This is a genomic window from Granulicatella sp. 572.rep1_STHE (assembly GCF_001073445.1).
GTDB lineage: Bacteria > Bacillota > Bacilli > Lactobacillales > Aerococcaceae > Granulicatella > Granulicatella adiacens.
The window spans coordinates 1-22,486 of sequence record NZ_JVBO01000024.1 but is presented as its reverse complement, the minus strand read 5'-3'; the positions used below and the strand labels follow the sequence as shown (position 1 = coordinate 22,486).

Annotated in this window: 15 protein-coding genes, 1 pseudogene and 1 other annotated feature; of the genes and pseudogenes, 14 read left to right on the top strand and 2 right to left on the bottom strand. The window is 32.1% G+C overall.

The features are described from left to right. Positions 1 to 92 precede the first annotated feature (92 nt). Together ADH99_RS06210 and ADH99_RS06205 are read right to left on the bottom strand one after the other, a co-directional pair. Complete coding sequence (locus ADH99_RS06210; protein ID WP_049554991.1) at positions 93 to 1,463, bottom strand: relaxase/mobilization nuclease domain-containing protein; 1,371 nt, start codon at positions 1,461 to 1,463, stop codon at positions 93 to 95. After that, the gene (locus ADH99_RS06205) at positions 1,463 to 1,831 is read right to left on the bottom strand and encodes a plasmid mobilization protein (protein ID WP_049554992.1); all 369 of its coding nucleotides are present in this window, start codon (positions 1,829 to 1,831) and stop codon (positions 1,463 to 1,465) included. The genes ADH99_RS06210 and ADH99_RS06205 overlap by 1 nt, the downstream gene beginning before the upstream one ends. Before the next feature lie 653 nt (positions 1,832 to 2,484). Here ADH99_RS06205 and ADH99_RS06200 point away from each other — a divergent pair. The 14 genes and pseudogenes from ADH99_RS06200 (at position 2,485) to ADH99_RS06135 (ending at position 22,129) form a co-directional block, all read left to right on the top strand. Beyond that, positions 2,485 to 2,856 carry a metal-dependent transcriptional regulator gene (locus ADH99_RS06200; RefSeq protein WP_072071458.1) on the top strand — a complete coding sequence of 124 codons (372 nt, stop codon included), beginning with the start codon at positions 2,485 to 2,487 and terminating at the stop codon, positions 2,854 to 2,856. A gap of 162 nt (positions 2,857 to 3,018) precedes the next feature. Then, the gene (locus ADH99_RS06195; protein ID WP_049554993.1) at positions 3,019 to 3,771 is read left to right on the top strand and encodes a thioesterase II family protein; all 753 of its coding nucleotides are present in this window, start codon (positions 3,019 to 3,021) and stop codon (positions 3,769 to 3,771) included. Then, on the top strand, positions 3,761 to 4,408 hold the full coding sequence (locus ADH99_RS06190) for a 4'-phosphopantetheinyl transferase family protein (RefSeq protein WP_049554994.1): 648 nt from the start codon (positions 3,761 to 3,763) through the stop codon (positions 4,406 to 4,408). The genes ADH99_RS06195 and ADH99_RS06190 overlap by 11 nt, the downstream gene beginning before the upstream one ends. Positions 4,409 to 4,506: 98 nt before the next feature. After that, entirely contained in the window at positions 4,507 to 6,225 is a 1,719-nt protein-coding gene (locus ADH99_RS06185) for a recombinase family protein (protein ID WP_049554995.1), read from the top strand. After that, positions 6,218 to 7,960: a recombinase family protein gene (locus ADH99_RS06180; RefSeq protein WP_049554996.1), complete on the top strand. Its 1,743-nt coding sequence runs from the start codon at positions 6,218 to 6,220 to the stop codon at positions 7,958 to 7,960. Before ADH99_RS06185 ends, ADH99_RS06180 begins: the two co-directional genes overlap by 8 nt. Beyond that, positions 7,953 to 9,473, top strand: a complete 1,521-nt coding sequence (locus ADH99_RS06175) for a recombinase family protein (RefSeq protein WP_049554997.1) — start codon at positions 7,953 to 7,955, stop codon at positions 9,471 to 9,473. The genes ADH99_RS06180 and ADH99_RS06175 overlap by 8 nt, the downstream gene beginning before the upstream one ends. 189 nt (positions 9,474 to 9,662) lie before the next feature. Next, positions 9,663 to 10,466: a KilA-N domain-containing protein gene (locus tag ADH99_RS06170; protein ID WP_022620611.1), complete on the top strand. Its 804-nt coding sequence runs from the start codon at positions 9,663 to 9,665 to the stop codon at positions 10,464 to 10,466. Positions 10,467 to 10,547: 81 nt separating this feature from the next. Further along, positions 10,548 to 11,069 (top strand): annotated as a pseudogene (locus ADH99_RS06165) (ATP-binding cassette domain-containing protein); the annotation flags it as partial. Positions 11,070 to 11,448: 379 nt separating this feature from the next. After that, positions 11,449 to 12,246, top strand: a complete 798-nt coding sequence (locus ADH99_RS06160) for a 3D domain-containing protein (RefSeq protein ID WP_244266367.1) — start codon at positions 11,449 to 11,451, stop codon at positions 12,244 to 12,246. Positions 12,247 to 12,425: 179 nt separating this feature from the next. Further along, positions 12,426 to 13,373 (top strand): peptidylprolyl isomerase, encoded by a 948-nt coding sequence (locus tag ADH99_RS06155; RefSeq protein WP_049555000.1) that lies wholly within the window; start codon positions 12,426 to 12,428, stop codon positions 13,371 to 13,373. Between the two features lie 182 nt (positions 13,374 to 13,555). Beyond that, positions 13,556 to 13,810 (top strand) — a binding site (T-box leader). Positions 13,811 to 13,917: 107 nt separating this feature from the next. Beyond that, positions 13,918 to 14,766, top strand: a complete 849-nt coding sequence (locus ADH99_RS06150) for a MetQ/NlpA family ABC transporter substrate-binding protein (RefSeq protein WP_049555001.1) — start codon at positions 13,918 to 13,920, stop codon at positions 14,764 to 14,766. A gap of 271 nt (positions 14,767 to 15,037) precedes the next feature. Then, on the top strand, positions 15,038 to 16,501 hold the full coding sequence (locus ADH99_RS06145; protein ID WP_049555002.1) for an NCS2 family permease: 1,464 nt from the start codon (positions 15,038 to 15,040) through the stop codon (positions 16,499 to 16,501). Between the two features lie 130 nt (positions 16,502 to 16,631). Beyond that, positions 16,632 to 18,827: a Tex family protein gene (locus tag ADH99_RS06140; RefSeq protein ID WP_049555003.1), complete on the top strand. Its 2,196-nt coding sequence runs from the start codon at positions 16,632 to 16,634 to the stop codon at positions 18,825 to 18,827. 890 nt (positions 18,828 to 19,717) lie between these two features. Further along, the gene (locus ADH99_RS06135) at positions 19,718 to 22,129 is read left to right on the top strand and encodes a hypothetical protein (protein WP_049555004.1); all 2,412 of its coding nucleotides are present in this window, start codon (positions 19,718 to 19,720) and stop codon (positions 22,127 to 22,129) included. The last annotated feature ends 357 nt before the right edge of the window (positions 22,130 to 22,486 follow it).

The following is a 22,486-nucleotide window of genomic DNA, read 5'->3' as shown; positions in this document are numbered from 1 at the left end:
ATGGGTCATATTGAAAAAATATCAGCCACATTCTATCATGAGTGCTGATACACAAAACTTTTCACACTACCGGAGAAGCTGATACAGCAGACTTACTTATATAATTCATTATAAATATACTTATCAGTATTCTTTCTTAATTGGGTCAATTCATTTATCAATATATTCTCGTTGGCGTAGTCATCCATAAGAATATCTTTTTTATTTTTGTATTCATCATATAATTTTGACAACTCTTTTATACTTAGATTTTTATATTGACACTTTTCTAAAGTATTTATTGCTTTTTCATATGCGATAATTTGAGGCTTATATTCACTATAAAAATCTTTATCATTTGGATTTTCTTTATAGGTTTTATAGATAACCTTATTTATTTTTATTGTGTTAATGTCTTCAATAGCTACGTAAATTTCGCTCATAACTTTTTCAACATCTTTAATTTTATTTAGGATTTCTTGCCTATTAACAGACTCTTCTTGGAGTTTAGTTTCCAAATCCATACTAGATGATAGACCGTATTTTCTAAGCTGATTTAAGGTCTTCGCCATAGTATTCATGTTATGCTTTCTTGCCCATATTTCATAACCTTTAGAAGATTTAACCTTTTCATTACTTTCTATGTCTATTATATTATCAAATTTCTTATAAGATTTTTTATCATAACAAATTTTGTTATTTTTGTAATTTTCATTCACCTTATTTTCAATTCTTTCTTTTATTTTCTCTTTTGTATAATCTTTTCCAAGAGTAGTTTCCCTCGCACGAATGAATCGCCCTTTTTCTCCTTGTTTTTTATGTCTGAAAGAAAGATATTTTCCAAGTTTAATTTCATAGCCATATTCTTCCATAAGCTTTAAGAAATTCTCATAGCTATTTGCTTTAATAATAGTATGATCAATAGCGATTTGAAGTTTATGTTTCCAAGATTTTCCTTTCTTAAATTCAATATATTCTTTGTAGGATTTACCATTGGTTTTATACTTTTCCTTAAATTTTACATAATCTTCATCTATAACTGATAGCTTATACTTTCTACATAAATCATCACTATGATTTCTAATTTGGTGGTAAGTTTTTTTGTTACTTTGATATGCTTTACCAGTTTCAAAAGAAACATTATTAAATAGTATATGGTTGTGAATATGTCCCTTATCTATATGGGTAGTAAGAACATATTCATACTTTCCTTTTAAGATTTTATCGCATAGTTCTATACCTATTTGATGAGCCTCTTCAGCAGTAGTTTCTCCAGGGAAAAAAGATTGAATTAAATGTCTTGCCAAAACTTTTGCTTTAGAATTACATTCTCTTTTTGTTTGTTCAAATTCTAAATGAGCAGTTATAGGGTTACAGTTTAGGGAGGAAATTAGAATTTTTCCATCTGTTTTATCACTATTCATAATATAATCAAGTGCTATTTTTAAAGTGGATTTTATAGGATGAATTTTAGTAATTGCCATTATTTTTTCTCAGTATTTATGCTATTAGAATTAGTAAGAGAGTATATTTTTTTACGCATAGAGAAAATATCTTTCGCTTGATTTTCTAATAGGCTTTTTAAATCTTCTACATCATCTTTATATATAATTGATGTAGTATTTAACCTTTTAGCAATTTGATTTATATTATTTGAAGTACGACTTATATTTGTTGACATTTCACGAAAGACATCCATATCTAGTACATAAATATCTTTTTCTAAAATACATTTCATAATAAATTGTCTAAGAGTTTTACACTTAGATGCTTTATATTTTTCATTTAGCAATTCTAACTCCTCATCAGATAACATTAAATAGATTCCGTTATTTCTAAATCTACTTGTCATAATTTAACCTCCTCGTATATTGTAGTTGTAATAATAAATACTACATTTTTTCTCAATCCCTCTTTCTTATGTGATAATAATTATATAGATAGAGCTCGTAGTAAACTTCCTTGAAGTTCCTCTTCCTAATAAATTTATTAATCGAAATAAAAAAGAAAACCTGTAAATTCAAGTAGGATAACTTGACTTACAGGTTTAATTTATTCTATATATTTCGTTTGGGAATCTCCTGATTTAAATTTTTATTATTGATATTTTATCACTTTTTGAGATAATATTCAAGTTTACGTTGAAGCTATTATAAGCGTTTGTTGCTGAATTTAATTATTATAAATTTAGGGGTTTGGGGATATTCCCCAACAAGTAAAATGGAAAAAATAAGCGATATAATCGTAGCATTCTTATTCCATTTTTAGTAAGTGCATATGCACTTACTGTGCTTGCTATTTTTGCTATTTTTGCTATTTTTGTTTAATAAAAATACACTATTTTATGATAACTTAAATTTTAAAAAATTAAAAAAATTACTTTGAAATAGATACTTTTACAACTATAATAATATGTATGATATTAAAAAATATTTTAAATTATCATATTTAAAGATATTTAATTAAATTATTAGTTACTAACAATTTAAGAAGGGGGAGTAATTTATTTTACACAGGGAATTTGCAGAGGAAAATTATTTAGAAGCTATATATATTTTATCTTTGGAAAAAGAGGAAGTAAGAAATATGGATCTTGCTAATTACTTAGAATATAAAAGACCTACTGTTACAAGAATGCTAAAAAAACTTGAAAATAAAGGGCTGATTATTTATGGTGAAGATAAAATAATTCGTTTAACAGAGAAGTCAAAAATATTTTGCGAAAAAATGTATACAAGGCATAAATATTTGACGGACGTATTTATAAGACTTGGAATAGATGCAAAAAATGCTGAAGACGAAGCTTGTCTTATAGAGCATGTTATTTCTGATGAAACTTTTGAAAAATTAAAAAAACATTTCGATTATAATTTATAATAAATAGCATAGATGGCTCGCATAATGAGATATCTATGCTATTTTTATCTTTAAAATTATTTTTCCAAAAGCATCTTAAAGCTATTGATAAAAGCTATCAAATAGTATATAATAATTTTGAGTTAGCCGATACTAACAGAAAACAAATAAAAAGGTGAATTTATGTCAAAAAACTTTGAAATACTAAATAAAGAAATTAATGAAAATAATATAATAGCAAATCTTTTTATATTTCCATTTGCAGGTGGTGGAGTGTCTGCCTTTAGAAAATGGAAAGATGAGTTTGAAGATATAAAATTATTTGTTGCCCAGTATCCAGGAAGAGAAAACAGGTTTTCTGAAAAGGCTATAAGTGACATTAACATCTTAGTGGATAGTTTATTTGAAGACATGAAAGAAAGTTTTGATTTTAGAAAACCTTATCATTTATTTGGACACAGTATGGGAACAAAAATAGTCTATGAATTAGCATTAAGAATTAAAAATTCGGATTACATAAATCCAAGAGGAATAATTATATCAGGAGGGCGTGCTCCATTATATAAAGAACCTCATCCAATTTATCATCTTGACGATGACGGATTTATAGAAGGCTTGAGAAGATATGAAGGAACACCAAAAGAAATTCTAGCTAATAAGGATTTAATTTCCATTTTCTTACCAACGCTTAGGGCAGATTTTGTAATAGATGAAGACTATCAAGACACAAAGTTTGAGAAATTAGAATCACCTATACTAGGTTTTATGGGAGATAAAGATCAAGAAATGACCTTAGATGAACTTATAAAATGGCAAGATTATACCACAAAAGAATTCACTTATAGATATATCGATGGCAAGCATATGTTTGTCAATACATCTCCTGAAAGTGTCATTAAAGAGATAAAAGAGTTTATAAAAGTAAATGAAAATTGAAGAATATGAGATAAGAAATACTAAAGATTTTCTTACTTTAGAAAATTTAAAAGCTAAATTATCTAATAATGATTTAATACTAATTAAGGCTTATACAGACAAATTATTAGAAGAAAAATTACTTTCTTATTTAACTGAAGAGGAGATAATAAAATCAAAGGATTATAAATCAGAAATAGCAAAAATTAATTATCTAGTATCAAGGGCAATACTTAATTTATCCCTAAAAGGTTTACTAGAAAAAGGAATTAATGATTTAATAGTCAAACGAGATAAAAACAATAAGCCTTACCTAGAAAACACTATAGGATTAAAGTTTAACATCTCACACACTGAAGGATTAGTCTTGTTAGCTTTTTCTAAAAGAGAAGTAGGAATAGATGTTGAAAAAATAAATTTTAAATTTGAGTTTAAAGATATATTAGAAAACTGTTTTACTAGAGATGAAATTATAAATATAGATAACAATATAATAAGTTTCCATAGATATTGGACTGCAAAAGAAGCCTATCTTAAATGTGATGGTATTGGTCTTATAAGAAATTTAAAAGAGATTGAAATAATTTCTTTTGAAAATGGATTTAGCTTAGAAAATTTAGTAGAGGAATACATCAAAGAAAAATTTTCTGTCTATTAGGGGCTGACAAAAAATATAAGGAGCGTTATAATATTTTTGTGGAAGCCTTACCTTGGTTCGATTTATTGTATGTAAATTGAATTAAAGGAGGCTTTTTTATGTTTAAAAACAATTTAGCAAAAGAAAATTTGGCAGTTATGTATTTAAGATTATCAAAAGAAGATGGCGAAAAAACAGAAAGTGACTCTATATCCAATCAAAGAGAAATTATAAACTCTTATGCAAGAAAAAATCAAATTACAATTGTCAAAGAGTATGTGGATGATGGGTATTCAGGTGCAAATTTTGATCGTCCCAATTTTAAAGAAATGATAAAGGCTGCCTATGATAGAAAGTTCAATACAATTATTGTAAAGGACTTATCGAGATTCGGAAGAGATTATATAGAAGCTGGAAAATATATTCAAAGAATATTTCCGGAAAACGGTATAAGATTTATATCAGTAAATGACAATTACGATAGTAAAAGTGCAGATATAAACGATACACACCTTATACTTCCTATAAAAAACTTCATCAATGACAGTTATTGCCGAGATATTTCCAATAAGGTAAAAAGCTCTCAAAAGATAAAAAGAGAAAAAGGAGACTTTATCAGTGCTTTTGCACCTTATGGATATAAAAAGTCTGAGGAGAATAAAAACAAGTTAGTGATTGATAAAGAGATATCAGATATTATCAAAAATATATTTGATATGAAACTCTTGGGATATTCCTCAAAGGCAATTGCAGATGAACTAAATCATTTAGGAGTTTTAACTCCAAGAAAATATAAAGAAAGTCAAGGATTTAAGTGTAATGGATTTCAAAACACAAAAGGTGGAACCTGGTCAGCAAAGACAGTAAATAGAATTATAGAAAATGAAGTATATATTGGAAATACCTTACAAGGAAAGAGTGTTACTTTAAGTTACAAAAATAAAAAGCAGATAGAAAAAGAGAAAGAAGAATGGATAAGAGTAGAAAATACCCATGAAGCAATTATAAGTAAAGAAGTTTTTACTATTGCAAATACTATGTTAAAAAGAGATTTGAATAATTCTCGTGGAAAGGACAAAATTGATATTTTTACAGGAATGCTTTTTTGTAAAGAATGTGGAAGTTCTTTGATTAGAAGGACTGTAAAGTATAAAAAAAGAGAAGAGATATTCTATATCTGTTCAAAGTACAACAAGGAAAAATCTTGCACAAGACACAGCATAAAAGAAGAAACCTTGATAAAAGCAGTATCTAAAATAATGAAGTCCTACATTGAATTTAATGAAAATCTATATTCTAAAGTTCAGCGTATAGATATAAATAAAAATTTGAAAGACAATCAAATTCCTATACTAAAACGAGAAAAAGCGATGACAGAAGAACTCTTATCTTCTCTATACCTTGACCTAAAAGAAGATGTTATTAGTAAAGAAGAATATCAACTTTTTAGAAAAAACTATACAGAGAAATTGACTAAATTAGATGAAAGTATCGAGTATAGATTAAAAAAACAGGAAGATACTAAGGAGAAGATTGATAAAAATAAGAGTTGGATCATCGACATTAACAAGTATAAAAATTTATCTGAAATAGATAGATTGTCTGTTGTGATGCTTATTGATAAAATTTTTATTTCTGAAGATAAGACGATAGATGTTAGGTTTAATCATACTGAAGAATTGTCTTTACTTGAAGAAATGACAAAAATGGATAAGTCTGACATTAAAGCCAACACTATAAAAAAGAAAAGTATCGATAAAAGCAGGAAGTCAAAAACTATACCCACTGTTATGAATAAAAGTCTTGTAAGCGCTGAAAGTGAGGTATGCTGTGGCTAGAACAAAAAATAGGCATATATCACAATCAGGAACAGAAGTTGGAAAAGTGATTGAAAAAATATACATTGCCGGTATTTATGCTAGATTATCACAGGAAAGAAAGGAAGCTTACAGGGATAAAAGTAATTCACTTGAAATGCAGGAAGAACTCTGTATAAATGCTGCAAAAGAAAAAGATATAAAGATTTTAAGAGTATACAAGGACTATGAGTATTCTGGAACAAATTTTAAAAGACCTGCATTTATTGAAATGATGGAAGATATCCGAACAGGTAGGATAAATTGTATCATAGTAAAAGATATGTCAAGGTTTGGTAGAGAGTATTTAGAAATCGCAAACTATATCGAAAAAGTATTTCCATTTTTGGGAGTTCGATTTATTTCCGTAAATGATAATCTTGATACTAAAGACGGTATAAAATCAGATCAGAGTTATGAAATAGCAATAAAAAATATCTTCAATGATTTATACGCAAAAGATATTTCAAAGAAAATAAAAGCATCTAAAGAAATAAAAATGAAACAAGGGTCTTTTATAGGAGCGATGGCTCCGTATGGCTATAAGGTTGATAAAATTGATGGAAAAAGAGTTCTGGTGATGGACGAAAAGGCAGCAGATGTAGTAAGACTTATCTTTTATATGGCAAGTCAAGGTAAATCCAATATGCAAATAGCAAGAGAATTGACTAAAACATATACGACACCTGATGAATATAAAAGAACAGGTAAAATTTTTAAGGATAAAGAAGATACAAAACAATGGGATATTTCTTATATATCAAAAATGCTTTCTGATGAAGTATATATTGGGAATTTGATTCAAAGAGTATACTCAAATAGACATGATCCAAGTAGGAAAAGTAAGTTTCGTGATAAAGAAGAGTGGATTATAACAGAGAACACCCACGAAGGTTTAATAGACAAAACTACATTTGAAAATATCAGAGAGATAAAGGAGAAAAAACAAAACTATCTACCTTACCATTCACTGAAAAACATAATAAAAGACGGAAAAGAAAATGTTGGAGTAAAAATTCAAAGAGATCATAAAAAAGAAGGAAAGTATGACGACCTCATACAGTGCAGTGTTTGTGGCAGATATTTGAAAAAACAATATGGACCACGAGGACTGAAATATCATGATGAGATTTGCTATTGTTATTATTGTAAAGGTGGAGATAGATTAAACTTAGAAAAATCTCATGTAAGAATATACGAAACAGACCTAGATAAAATTTTAGTAGATACCTTAAAAAGACTGGTTTCAAGCTTTTATAAAAAGGATAAAAGATTACGACTAAAAATATATTTAGAAAATATAAGTGCTGAAAAGATAAATCAAGTTTCTATAAAAACAGATGTAAATAATAAAAAGATTGCTTCTCTTAGGATCAATTTACAAGAACAATATGAAAACTATGTTAAAGGAGAGGTTCTTTTAAGTGATTTTAAAATAGAAAGTAAAAAAATAAATAATCAAATAAAAACCTTAAAAAATGAATTAAAAGTTTTTGATGAAAGAATAAGAAATATAAAAAAGAAAAAAAGAGAAATTATAGAATTTATAGATGTACTATTTTGCTGCTTGGATGCTAAAAGCATAGAAGTTGATAAAGAATTGGTCGATACATTAATTAGCCATATAGAAATATCAGAGTATAAGCAGGTTACCATATATTTTAAGTTTAAACTTGATAAAGATGTGGGAAAGCAGTTGGAGGTAGAGCATGAATAAGATAGCTATATATTTAAGACTTTCTGAAGAAGATTATCACAAAGTAGATGAAAGTGTAAGTATAGTAAATCAAAGAGATTATATAAAAAGCTACATTGAAAATGAAACCTCTTTAAAAAGTTGTGAAATAGAAGAATATGTAGATGATGGATATTCTGCTACTAATACAAATAGACCTTCATTTTTAAGGCTTATTGAGGATATAAAGAGTGGTAAAGTAGGAACTATAATTGTAAAAGATATGTCTAGGTTTTCAAGAGATTATATTTTGCTTGGGGATTACTTAAGCAATATATTACCATTTCTAAAAATACGATTTATTGCTATTAATGACAACTATGATTCTTTAAAAGAACAAGGTAATGGCTTAGATACAGATACACAGTTTAAGACATTGTATTATGATTTATTCAGTAAGGAATTATCTGAAAAGGTAAGAGGTTCTATTAGGCAAATTAAATCGCAGGGGAAAAATATAAATTGGGCAGCACCTTTTGGATATATTAAAGATCCAAAAGATAAACATAGTATCATCATTGATGAAAAAACAGCTTTTATAGTTAAAGAAGCTTTTGATTTATTGCTAAAAGGATATTCGTGTATTCAAGTGGCTAATATATTTAATGAAAAAGGTTATATTACACGCTCTGAACGAAAAGAAGAACTGAAACTTTCTGATTATACTGGAAATTTAATTACCGGAAGTGAAGTAAAGAAAAGAGTTTGGACAAATGCAGCTATCTCACAGATTACAAGGAACGAACTATATACAGGAGATTATGTATATAATAAATTCAAAGAAACAAAAATAGGTGGAAGAAAAAGAATTTTACTTCCTGAAGATGAGTGGAAAATACTTCCAAATACCCATGAATCTATTATTTCCAGAGAAGTGTTTGATAAGGTTAAGAAAATAAAAGAAAAACGAAGTTTTGGGGGATATACAGGAAACAAAAATCGTTCTATTTTTTCTGATAAGATTTTTTGTAAAGAATGTGGTAGACATATGAGTTTACGATGTGACAGTAGACAAAAGAAGAATTCTGATAAAATATACAAGTATAAGATTTATTATTGTAATTTATGTAAAGCTGAGAAAAAACCAAACAATATCAAAGAGAAAGATATTATTGAACTTATAAAACCCAAATTAAAAGATTTTAAGATTCAAAACACATTAAATAAAGAGAAAGTTATAGAACACAAGAATGTAAAAGAAGAGATTTTAAAGGAAATATCCATATTAAACAGCAATTTACAAATCATCTATGAAAACTATAAAAAGAAAAATATTTCAAAAGAGGACTATTTAAAGAAAAAAACTTTTATCAAAGATAAAAAGATATTATTGGAGAGTAAGTTGGAAGAATTGAAGTCAGAGAAGATTGATTCAAGGAAAGAAATGGATATTACAGTCTTAGACGAAGAAAGTTTATTGAAGGCTTATTTAGACAATAAAATTGATAAGATAATTGTATCAAGAAGTGGAGAAATAGAAATTGTAGAAATATAGATGGATAGTATTAAAAGTAACTCATAATCTCGCCAACTTTAATTTTAATACGCCAAAATGTAAATAATGACGAGAAAATTTGCGGAAATAAATAGTACTGTTTACTATGAGTTGATAGGGTAAATATTTAGGAACAAACAAAAAAATGATATAATTATAGTTAAAATGAGATATTGTGAGGTGATTTTTGTGTCTAAAATAAATGTGGAAGGATCAGAAATTAGCATTATTGCCATAGATAATAGAGATTATATTTCTTTAACCGACATGGTTAGAAATGTTGAAAATGGTGTGGCACTGATAGAAAAATGGCTAAGGAATAAAAATACAATTGAATTTTTAGGAATATGGGAAGAAATGTATAATGCGAATTTTAATTCCACCGAATTCGAGGGAATTAAAAATGAAGCAGGTTTTAATCGTTTTATTTTATCGGTTAAACAATGGGTCAATAAGACGAATTCTATCGGAATTATTGCCAAAGCAGGAAGATATGGTGGAACATATGCACATAAAGACATAGCTTTTGAATTTGCGTCGTGGGTATCACCTTATTTTAAGCTCTATCTTATTAAAGAGTTTGAGCGCTTAAAAGAAGAAGAACAAAAACAATTAGGTTGGGATATCAAGAGGAATTTAGCTAAGATAAATTACAAAATTCATACAGATGCAATTAAGAATAATCTTGTCCCTGAAAAATTATCAAAGGAAAGAATAAACTATATCTATGCAAGTGAAGCAGATATATTAAATGTAGCTTTGTTTGGAATGACAGCAAAAGAATGGCGTGAAAGTAATCCGGAGTTAAAAGGAAATATGAGAGACTATGCTGATATATCACAATTAGTGTGTTTATCAAATCTTGAGAACTTAAATGCTGTTTTTATAAATGAGGGAATGGATGCAACTGAAAGGATAGAAAAATTAAATGCAATTGCTATTGAACAAATGAGGATTCTAACAGAAAGTGAACGTATAAAAAAGTTAAAATAAAAGTTTTGTATATAAATTAGGCGATAGAAATATCGTCTAATTTTATGTAACAATTGCTTGACATTGTAGGGGAAATCAACGCTATTAAATATTATCGCTGCTAAATTAACGGAGTATTTAGGAGAAGTAAAATTTGCTGGGGTCGATGTGAAGAAACAATCCTATGATGAGTTATATCGTCAAATGGTCTATATCGCTCAAAAACCACATATCTTCACGACAAGCATTCGCGAAAACGTAACGCTCACAGAAGAGTATACGGATGAAGAAGTTTGGGCATCTCTTGAAAAAGTGGGACTCGCCACTATCGTACGAAACTTGCCACAAGGATTAGACACCGTTTTAGGCGATGGCGATTCAAATCTATCCGGCGGCCAGTTGCAACGCATTGCCTTCGCACGTGGACTCATAAAACAACCAAAAGTCTTCTTGCTGGATGAAGTCAGCTCCAACTTAGACGAAAAGACAACCATTGAAGTGTTGAAACCAATCCTAGAAAATAAGAGCGTGACAGTTCTATGGGTAACGCACCATCTTCCTGAAGCCTTAAAAGAAAATATCGATCAAACGATTCAGATGAGTGAGTTGAATCATGTAAATTAAAGAAAATGAAGAGCCTTCCTACTGTTAAATAGGAAGGTTTTTTTGATGTAATATTCGATTGAATGCGATTTTTTCTTTGAAAAGAGCCAAAAATGATGTAATAAATGAAAAAAGTATGACTAAGAATCTAAGAAAGTTCTACGAAAACGTTACAGGAAGATATCGAATATTGCAGAAACATATGTTCTTGTCATTTGTTTGTAATAATAACATCAGAAAAAGTCAAAAAAATTAAGTGACCTTAACAAAGGGCGTAAAATCAACACTTTCATTTTTTTTCATGGTAACATAATTGCATTCATTAAGTTCGCGGCTCAAAAAATTTATGCGAACGAGATTTTTGAATTCTATAAAAGAGTCAAAAGTCGGAAAGGAAAATATGAAACCAATCAAGAAACATTTGATGATGGTGACAGCATCACTTGCACTATTTGGCTATGCAGGTTTTACAGCAAATTCAGCAAGTGCAAATGAAGTTGAATGGACAGCACGTACTGTTGAACAAGTAAAACAAGATGTGAAAAAAGATGACAAAGGAGTACAAGAGTACACAATTAAATGGGGAGATACTTTATCCGTAATCTCTGAAGCAACAGGCGCTTCACTAGATTCACTTGTTCAAGTAAACGAGATTCAAAATGCGAACCTCATTTACCCAGGAACAGTATTACGCTTCTCAGCAGACCAAAAAGAAGTGACTGTCAATAATGGCTCTCAAGAACATTCTTACCGTGTTCAAGATAACAAAGAAGTTAAAGAAGTAGAGAAGTCAGAAGCAACAACTTCAGCAAGCAATGAGACTGCACAAGCAACTCAAGCAACTGAAACAACACAAGCTGCTCAAACGACTCAAGCTGCTCAAACGACTCAAGCTGCTTCATCAAGCCAAAATGGCTACTACTTAACAGTGGAAGCTACTGCTTATTCATATAATGAAGCTGGTTTATCAAGCTACACTGCTGATGGAACAAACCTTGTGAATGAACCAAATGTGATTGCGGTTGACCCAAGTGTCATTCCATTAGGATCATATGTTGAAATTCCAGGTTATGGTATTTTCCGTGCTGCAGATACAGGTGGCGCGATTTACGGAAACAGAATTGACGTTCACTTAGTGAATTTAAATGATGTTTATAACTTCGGACGTCGTACAATTACTATTCGAGTATTACAATAATCACTGAATAGAACTTAACTTAACTTTTTGAGGAGTCGGGCTAACAAGACCCGGCTCTTTTTTAGTTCAAAAGAAAGTTAAGAAAAGGTAAGACCTGACTAGAAAACTAGGAAAGAGTTTAGAACTATGGTATATTAATACCATCGATTAAAAAAGAAACCAATAGGAGAGGGAATTTTATGAAGAAAAAATTCACAGGAATGTTAGTGCTTGCTTCAACTTTAGCATTAGCAGCTTGCTCAAATAATACGAATTCAGAAACAATTGCTACTACAAAATATGGTAATGTGACAAGAGAAGAATTTGTGAATGCAATGAAAGATACCGTTGGGGAACAAACTTTACAACGTTTAGTCTTAACAAAAGTGTTAGAAGGATCAGTAGAAGATTCTAAAAAATTAAAAGAAGATGCTGAACAAGAAGTTGCAAAATTAGTGGCTCAATATGGTGGTGAAAACGGCATGTTAGCTGCTTTGAAACAAAGCGGAATCGCTTCAGTAGATGCATACCGTCAAACTATTTACTTAAACAAATTAATGACAGCTGCTGTTAAAAAAGCTGCAGCATTTACAGACGAAGATATTAAAAAATACTACGATGAGTGGGAACCACAAATCAAAGTACAACATATCTTGATTGCTGCTAAAGCAACTGCTTCTGATGAAGAAAAAGCAGCTGCAAAAGCAAAAGCAGAAGAATTAATTCAAAAATTAAAAGATGGCGCTGATTTCTCAGAATTAGCAAAAGAAAACTCTGCCGATACAGGTACAGCTTCTAAAGGTGGAGAAATCGGACCATTCAAACGTTCAGATATGGTGAAAGAGTTCTCTGAAGCATCTTACAACTTGAAAAATGTAGGAGATATCACAGAAACTCCAGTTGAAACTCAATTTGGGTACCACATTATTAAAATGTTAGACAAAGGTGAGAAGAAACCATTTGATGAAGTGAAATCTCAAATGGAAGAAGAAATGCTACAAGCAAAATTAAAAGACACAGCATTCTTACACCAAACAATGGTAGATTTATTGAAAGGTGCTGACGTGAAGATTTCTGATGAAAGCTTACAAAATGCATTGAAGAATTTCTTAGATGCAGCTGATTCAACAACAACATCTTCTAACTAATCCTTATACAGCATTTGCTGATAACGAATACGAAAAAGATTTTTCCTCGAGGGGCTATTGGAAATAGCTTCTCGAGGATTTTTTTAGGACCAAATTTGTGTTTTTAGTGTCTTTTCTGTTAAAAGTGTCTTTATCTCATAGATAATTGTTGACATATTATAGATTAGCTGTATAATTCAATCTATAACGCGATGAGATGGAAAGTAATCTTTGAGGCATTGGTAGAGAGCTTGGGGTTGGTGAAACCAAGTAGTGATAAGAAGATGAAAATGGCCATTGAGTGGACTTTTTGAGCTTGTAAAGTAAGGAAAGTACGGGGCGCCCGTTATAGCGACACGATTTCAAAGAAGAATCAATGGAATCGATTGAGGTTTATTCAGTGATGAATGAACGAATAAAGGTGGTAACACGGTATTATTGAAATGATCGTCCTTTGTCCATTTTGGGCAGAGGATTTTTTTATTGTGTTCGAAAAAATGAGGGGGAATGGGTAGACAATACAGGTTGATGAAAAATAATAAATACAATTATTGGAGGAAAAACAATGAAAATCAAACACTTATTTTTAACAGCAATTGCGGCGATTACATTAGCTGCATGTGGCAGTCAAACATCAAAAGAAGAAGTAAAGGAATCTACTACTGAAGCAGCTCAAACGGTTAAAGTTGCAGTTGTCGGAAGTGCAGCCCATGAATTATGGGATTATGTTGCTGAAAAGGCGAAGAAAGAAAACATCAATATCGAAGTTGTAGAAATGAACGACTATGTTTTACCAAATACAGCTTTAGAAGAAGGTTCTGTTCAAATGAACGCCTTCCAACACCGTGCATACTTAGCGCAATGGAACAAAGATAAAGGGAGCGATTTAAAAGAAATCGGAACAACTTTCATCACACCTTTATACTATTTCTCAACAAAATATAAATCATTAAAAGATTTACCTGAGAAAGCTAAAGTTTTAGTTCCTAAAGAGGTAGCGATTCAAGGTCGTGCATTAGTAGCGCTACAAACTGAAGGATTAATTACATTGAAAGAGGGCGTTGGAACAAAGGCGTCACTAGCAGATATTACAAGCAACCCTCGTAATTTAGAAATCATCGAAGCAGAATCTGCTCAAGCTCCTCAAATGTTACAAGATGTGGATGCAGCTTCTATCAATGGTTCAATGGCTCAAGATGCTGGATTGAAGATTGAAGATAACATCTTTACAGATGCAAACCATTTAGATACGATTCCAAAAGATCGTTATAACATTATCGTTGTGAATGGAAAAGATGCAGACAACCCAGTTTATAAAAAAATCGTTGAATTATACCAAACAGACGATGTTGCTAAAAAAATGGATGAAATCGGTCCTGGACAATATTTCCCAGTTTGGAAATCTGAAAAATAATCAAGTATAGAAAGAAGTAGCTTTGGGCTGCTTCTTTTTTGTTGTCTCTATAGTTTAAAAACTATAGAGAAAAATGGATGATGTAGTTTAATGTTCGATAAATCATGAATTCTATTTACTTATAAAGGCTATAAAATAAATACGTTAAACAAAATAACGAACAATAAAATAAATGATGTTTAAAATAGTTCGACACCTATATTGTTTTTCTATTAAATTTTCTGTATACTAAATTCATCACTCATTCTTTTATAAAGGGGTTCGAAAATTAATGGAAAAGTTTTTTAAACTGAAAGAGAACGGCACGACGGTAACTACTGAATTCTTGGCAGGGTTAACGACATTTTTCGCGATGTCTTACATTATTTTTGTCAATCCGAACATTCTAAGTAAAACAGGAATGCCATTCCAAGCGGTCTTCTTATCAACGATTATCGCAACAGTTGTCAGCACATTAGTGATGGGTCTTTTCGCAAACGTTCCTTACGCATTAGCACCAGGGATGGGGTTGAATGCGTTCTTTACATTTACAGTTGTATTTGGCCTTGGATTCACTTGGCAAGAAGCATTAGCAATGGTATTTATTTGTGGTTTATTCAACATTTTCATTACAGTAACAAAAGTTCGTAAGATGATTATTAAAGCCATTCCGGTCAGTATGCAACATGCCATCGGGGGCGGGATTGGGATTTTCATCGCTTATATTGGTTTAAAAAACGCCAACCTATTAGAATTCCTTTCTGATTCAAAAACCATTACTCAAGTAAACGGCGTTACGTATAATGTCGCAACAGAAGCATACAAAGGCGGCGTGTTCAGCGTGAACTCAAACGGTGGGATTGTTCCATCACTTGTAAACTTCACGTCTCCAGGAGCCCTCCTTGCAGTGATTGGTTTAATTATCACCGTATTCTTATTATTGAAAAAAGTTCGAGGAGCTATCCTTATCGGGATTGTGTTAACGACCCTTTTAGCCATCCCAATGGGTGTTGTTGATTTATCAAAAGTCAGCTTTGAAAGCAACTCGCTTGGAGCAGCATTTAATGATTTAGGCACAACATTCATGGCCGCTTTTGGCTCAGAAGGAATCGTGAAACTCTTCTCTGATCCTGCGCGCTTACCTCTAGTCTTAATGACAATTTTTGCATTCAGTTTATCCGATACCTTTGACACGCTTGGAACGTTCATCGGGACAGGTCGTAAAACGGGTATCTTCTCTGAAGAAGATGAACGTCAACTTGAAAACGGATCAGGTTTCTCTTCTAAGATGGATAAGGCTTTATTCGCAGATGCGATTGGGACTTCTATCGGGGCCATCTTTGGGACTTCAAACACTACAACCTATGTTGAAAGTGCAGCCGGAATCGGAGCTGGTGGACGTACTGGTTTAACAGCAGTCGTAACAGCAGGTCTATTCCTATTATCAACCTTATTAGCACCATTCGTGGGCATCGTTCCTGCAGAAGCGACAGCACCAGCGTTAATTATCGTTGGGGTGATGATGCTTTCTTCATTCGCTGATGTGAAATGGGACGAATTGGACGAAGCGATTCCAGCGTTCTTTGCAGGTATCTTTATGGCACTTTGCTACAGTATCTCCTACGGTATCGCAGCAGGATTCATCTTCTACTGCTTAGTGAAAGTCATTACTGGTAAATCAAAAGACATTCACCCAATTTTATGGGTCGCTACAGGATTATTCATCCTTAACTTCATTATTTTAGCTCTTCTATAAGAGTCAAAATCAGCTGAAAGTGAACAAACCTTTTTAAACTTTAGCCATAATCAGGCACCTAGGCATTTTTGCTTAGGTGCTTTTCCTTTTATTTCATGATAGGATAGAGAAGACAGAAAGGGAGTTGACTATGACAGAACAAACAACTGAAATCACTGCTTACGAGCGTTCCGTAGCACTTGTGAAGGCAGAACTCACTCAATATAAACCAAAACAAATCGATACGGTATTAGGCCTCTTACAAGATGGGAATACAGTACCGTTTATTGCGCGTTATCGTAAAGACCAAACCGGTTCTTTAGATGAAGTGCAAATCCGTGAAATCGAAGAGCGCCAACGTTATTTGGAAAACTTCGAAAAACGAAAAGAAGAAATTAGCCGTCTGATTGACGAACAAGGCAAACTCACACCAGAGATTACGGCTGCGTTAAGCAAGGCGACAACCTTAACAGCGTTGGAAGATATTTATCGTCCGTATAAACAAAAACGCCGCACAAAGGCAACGATTGCTAAAGAAGCCGGACTAGAGCCTTTTGCATTATGGTTACTGATGACAACAAAGGATTCTGTAGAGGAAAAAGCAACAACCTTTATCAATGAAGAAAAAGCAATTCTAACGGTCGAAGATGCAATTAATGGTGCCGTAGAAATTATCGCTGAATGGATTTCTGATGAAGCGAAATACCGTAAACAATTACGTCAATTCACGCAAAAGAACGGAATCGTGAAGTCTGTCGTGAAGAAGGAAGAGCTCGATGAGAAGAAAGTCTACGAAATGTACTATGACTACGAAGAGCCCGTGAAATCCATCGTTCCTCACCGTGTGCTTGCTTTAAACCGTGCAGAAAAAGAAGATGTAGTTCGCGTAACGATTGAAGTCGATGTGACAAATCCTCTTACAAAGATTAAAGAAGAGAAAATCAAAAATTCTTCTTCACCATCTGCATCGATTGTTGAAGGCGCAATTGAAGAAAGCTATAAACGATTCATCGGACCAGCCATTGAACGCGAAATCCGTAATGAATTAAGTGAAAAGGCGCAAACACAAGCGATTGCCATTTTCGGGGAGAACTTGAAGAACTTATTATTACAAGCACCAATGAAAGGCCAAGTCATCTTAGGACTCGACCCAGCGTACCGTACAGGATGTAAATTAGCGGTGATCGACGAAACAGGGAAAGTCCTAGGTAAGTCTGTGATTTACCCTCACGTAGGAGCTTCAGAAGCCAAACGTGCTCAGGCAGGTGGACAATTCCGTCGCATCGTGGAACAATATGGTGTGACACTGGTGGCGATTGGGAACGGAACGGCTAGCCGTGAGTCTGAACAGTTTGTGGCGGAGCAATTAAAACAAATCCCACGCAAAGTTGTTTATACCATCGTCAGTGAAGCAGGAGCATCTGTTTATTCTGCCAGCGATATCGCGCGTCAAGAATTCCCAGATTACCAAGTCGAAGAGCGTTCAGCAGTAAGCATCGCTCGTCGTTTGCAAGACCCACTTGCAGAACTTGTTAAAATCGATCCAAAAGCCGTTGGGGTTGGACAATACCAACACGACGTTCCAGAAAAACAATTAGATGAGCAATTAGACTTTGTCGTTGAAACAGCCGTGAACAAGGTTGGGGTAAACGTGAATACGGCTAGTGCCGCTCTCCTAGAGCACATTGCCGGATTAACGAAAACAACCGCAGCAAACGTGGTCGCTTTCCGTGACGAAAACGGCAAGTTCACAAACCGTACGCAATTGAAGAAAGTACCTCGCTTAGGACCAAAAGCTTACGAGCAAGCGGTTGGGTTCTTGCGAATCATTGATGGAACAAACCCATTTGATGGTACCGATATTCACCCAGAGTCTTATGATGTCGCTAAAGCCATTTTGAAAAAAGCTAATGCTGAAAAATTAGCGCTTGGTTCACCAGAGTTGGAAGAAGCTCTTAAAGGGCTGAATGCTAAAGAGTTAAAAGAAGAATTTGGTATCGGACAAGAAACGCTGGAATTAGTACTGGATGGATTGTTGAAACCAGGACGTGACCCGCGTGAAGAAGTCGCAGGACCAATCTTACGAAGCGATGTCTTGAAGATGGAAGACTTACAAGTAGGAATGGAACTCGAAGGAACCGTTCGTAACGTTGTGGACTTCGGAGCATTTGTCGATATCGGTGTGAAGCAAGACGGCCTTGTGCATATTTCGAAATTGAAAAAAGGCTTCGTAAAACATCCAAGTGATGTCGTTGCGGTTGGGGATATCGTAACAGTGTGGGTGACGGAGCTAGACCTTAAGAAAGGTCGTGTCAGCCTCTCTATGATTGGACCGGAAAATAAATAAAAAAGTAGAGACGCTATTACTGCGTTCTGCTTAGAATCTTCATAGTAGCGACAATAGCTGTACCGGTGTGAGCCTGTAGTCTCACTCCCTACTGAGCCTCAAGTTTGTTTTTATCAATTAATAAACTTTATTGATTTTAACGCAGTAGACAAATGGATTGACCGTTACTGGCAAGCAGTTTGGTCAATCCTATTTGTCCTTGCGGGGGTAAGACGACGAAGAAACAGAAGTGCATTGTTTCTTCTGTCTTACTCCCATTCACATCAGTTACACTCGCTATTGTTGCTACTATAGATTCCGTACAGAACTCCGTAATAGCTTTTTTGTTGTCTTCATAGAGATGCCTTAGTGGAAAAGAAGCGTGTATGGCAATTCCTAGTAAGAGTTCCGTAATAGATTTTCTTTACAACCATAAAGAGGATTTAGTAAGTGCACAGCTTTAGCTAGATGGAAAGATAGCATTCTCTTTTAGTTGCTATCATAGAAATCGAAAATGGAAAGCAGATAAATTATTGACTATTTATTATTTTCTTGAATTTAATTTAGTTGATAGTATTTTTATGAAAAAGAAATCTTATAAAAGTAATATTTTGACGGTGATATAACTTAACTGCAGTCTCTTCAATTATTGACATTTATTTGATAAAATATAGTTTGAATTTAATACGGTAATCTTTAAGAAGTTATGACGAGTACTAAAATATTGGATAACTTTAGCAAGAAACGAACCTAATGTTGGTTTATGTTTGATAGTTACACAGTATTAAAAAAGCCGGATGTAAGACGAGATATGGAAGATAAGTCTTATGAATTGTTTTGGGATTATAACAAGAGTCAAAGGAACATATTAGATCTCTGGTGAAAGATTTTGTTATAAGAAGAGGAGAATTATGGATATTGGAATTCGTGCTGATGGGATGACAACATCAGATTTTGAAAATTTTGCTATTGAAATCGTTAAGTTAAAATTCAAGAATAGTAGCCTGCATGGATTTAAGGAAGGAAAGGATGATGGTATTGACGGTATTGATGATATCAAATCTCCCTCTCACATTATTCAAGCTAAAAGATGGCAGGTAACAAAAAATAAAACTACAGCCGTAAAACTTTTTAAAGAAGAAATTGATAAAATTGCTCTGACAAAGGGAAAATATGAGTGGGTAACAGATTTTAAATATGTTATTGTTACAAGTATGGGGTTATCTCCTGCAAACTTAAAGGAGATTCGTGATTACGCAGATGAAATTATTCCTAATGCAATTCCAAACGATGATTATATTATTTACTCATCTACGTTAACAACTCTTTCGCAACAGAATGAATATAGAAATGTTTTTATGAAATTTGGATTGTTGGAGAAAGATATTTCAATTATCCTGAAGAGGGATCGACTGAAATCGGTAGAAGCAGAATCACATGATTATTTTTCAGATTTTGATTCTAAATATTTTGTTGAAACACACTTTTTAGGGGAAGCCTATCATATTTTACAAAGGGAACATATTGTTTTAATTCAAGGGCCGGCTGGAATTGGCAAAACAACAACTTGTTCAATGCTTGGAAATTTATTTTTAAATAATAATGAAAATTTATTTCATGTTATTGTTCGTAGAGTAGAAGAGATTAGCGAAGTTCTCAAATTATACAATGAAAACTATAGAAATAATGAGGATTTAAATCTTTTTGTGGTTTTTGATGATTTTTTAGGACGTAATAAGTTTGATGTTGGGGAGAGGGTATTACAAGATATAAAAAAATTATATTCAGCCTCTACTAATACAAACAACCTTTTTATTTGTTTAAACTCTAGAACTCAAATTCTTAAAGATGCAACATCAATGGATTTTGAATTTCAAAAACTAATTAATGAAAAATTTACAGAAAAAAAAAGATTTATAATTGATTTAGATAAGTATTCAGATATAGATAAAGCGAACATTTTTAGGAAAGTATTTGAACAAAAGTTACACTACCTAGAAAGTGCTGATAAAAAAGAGCTTGTAGAAAAATATAACAGTCTTATTGGAAGTGATTGGAAAAAAATTATACGACATCGAAATTATTTTCCTAGGTTAGTAGAATTAATAGCAAATAATTTTAAAGAATCTAAAGGGAATTTTTATGATTATGTATTAGCCATTCTTGGTCACCCTACTCAACTTTATGATAACTTATTTTACTGTCTAGAAAAGGAAGAAAAATTTTTGTTATTCTCTTTATTACAATTCGATAATTATCCTGTTGAGGAAGAGTGGTTAATAAATTCACTTGATCCGTTGGAACTTGATTCGGTATTTGATTTTAAAAAATCGTTAAATAAACTGGATGGCTCATGGTTTGCTTTTACAAAAGAAAGTTTTGATGGTAAAAGTAAGGTAGATTTTTTTAACCCTAGCATTATTGACTTTTTGAATGATAAATTGAAAGAGAATCCAAAGATAACTGAAATAATAACTCAGAATTCTGTTTACCTTCACCAATTATGTAAAGGAATCAATGATTATGTATTAAGTAAACCAAATGATTCACAGTATATTTTTTTTAGTAAACTATTAGCAAACTGGAACAACTTCAAAGATAAAAATGATTTTATTGGAGAAAAAATCCTAGCTATTATATGTTTAAATGAATTTTCAAACTTTGAGAATGAGTTTGAGGGGTTGCTGAGAATATACGATGGGAGGAATAATTTAAACATTTATAGTAACGGATGGGGAAACATTATTAACCAGATTTATTTTTCTAAGAATAAAGTGTTCAAAAAAATATTTCTAACTATTCTTGAAGATAAGAATGTCTTAGATAGACTGATAAATAGTTCTTATCTTGACTCGGAAGAACTGGATGATATTGTATCTACTATAAATCACATAATTGATGAGGTAAGTATAGAAGATGAAGACTATCAAGAAGCTTCGTTTAAAGAAATGTATTGTTATGGCATTTTTAGACAGAAAAAAATTGAGTTGCTTCAAGCTTATTTAGACAGTAGTGAAACTTTGGAATATGAAGATATTAGCGTTGCTTATGATCCTGATGGCTTTGACTTAGAGTGGGAGGTTGAAAATCAGATATCAGAATTTACAAATAGAATAAAAGAGCAGTTATTAGGGAACTATCAATGGGACGATATATCAGAAGAAGATTTTGACTATTCAGGTTTGGAATCCAATCTTGTAGAAGACTTGCAAATGAGGTATGATAGCTTTTCATACGAAGATGAGGCCAATGATAGATGGAGAGATTCCCAACTGGAAGAACGGGTTACATTAGAAAGTATTTTAAACCAACCATTGTTATAAAAAATAAAAACAGCACTATCACATGATAGTGCCGTTTTTTGGTATGATTACATAGAAAATAATGTGTTGTCTATTTTGGGTCTTATTGAAATGGTTTTAGATCAGTCTAGTTTTCGGAATCAAGAAAGGCTTTAATACAATTTTTTTGACATTAACAAGACTTAAATAATCGTGGAATAAGTATTGCTGCATAAAGATGATTCCGTAAAGACTAACGGATTCTATCATCACAGTAACGTGATTCGTATTAAAACGAATTACAGGGCGTAGAAATTTATTTCGTAGTTAAAACATTTTATAAAGTTAGACGCAGTAGCTGATTGAATCAAGCTTCATCACTTGTGATTCGCTTAATTC

Bases quoted from the DNA above. Each gene is read 5' to 3' on its own strand.
- ADH99_RS06210 (WP_049554991.1), bottom strand. From the start codon at position 1,463: ATGGCAATTACTAAAATTCATCCTATAAAATCCACTTTAAAAATAGCA.
- ADH99_RS06205 (WP_049554992.1), bottom strand. From the start codon at position 1,831: ATGACAAGTAGATTTAGAAATAACGGAATCTATTTAATGTTATCTGAT.
- ADH99_RS06195 (WP_049554993.1), top strand. From the start codon at position 3,019: ATGTCAAAAAACTTTGAAATACTAAATAAAGAAATTAATGAAAATAAT.
- ADH99_RS06190 (WP_049554994.1), top strand. From the start codon at position 3,761: ATGAAAATTGAAGAATATGAGATAAGAAATACTAAAGATTTTCTTACT.
- ADH99_RS06185 (WP_049554995.1), top strand. From the start codon at position 4,507: ATGTTTAAAAACAATTTAGCAAAAGAAAATTTGGCAGTTATGTATTTA.
- ADH99_RS06175 (WP_049554997.1), top strand. From the start codon at position 7,953: ATGAATAAGATAGCTATATATTTAAGACTTTCTGAAGAAGATTATCAC.
- ADH99_RS06160 (WP_244266367.1), top strand. From the start codon at position 11,449: ATGAAACCAATCAAGAAACATTTGATGATGGTGACAGCATCACTTGCA.
- ADH99_RS06155 (WP_049555000.1), top strand. From the start codon at position 12,426: ATGAAGAAAAAATTCACAGGAATGTTAGTGCTTGCTTCAACTTTAGCA.
- ADH99_RS06150 (WP_049555001.1), top strand. From the start codon at position 13,918: ATGAAAATCAAACACTTATTTTTAACAGCAATTGCGGCGATTACATTA.
- ADH99_RS06145 (WP_049555002.1), top strand. From the start codon at position 15,038: ATGGAAAAGTTTTTTAAACTGAAAGAGAACGGCACGACGGTAACTACT.
- ADH99_RS06140 (WP_049555003.1), top strand. From the start codon at position 16,632: ATGACAGAACAAACAACTGAAATCACTGCTTACGAGCGTTCCGTAGCA.
- ADH99_RS06135 (WP_049555004.1), top strand. From the start codon at position 19,718: ATGGATATTGGAATTCGTGCTGATGGGATGACAACATCAGATTTTGAA.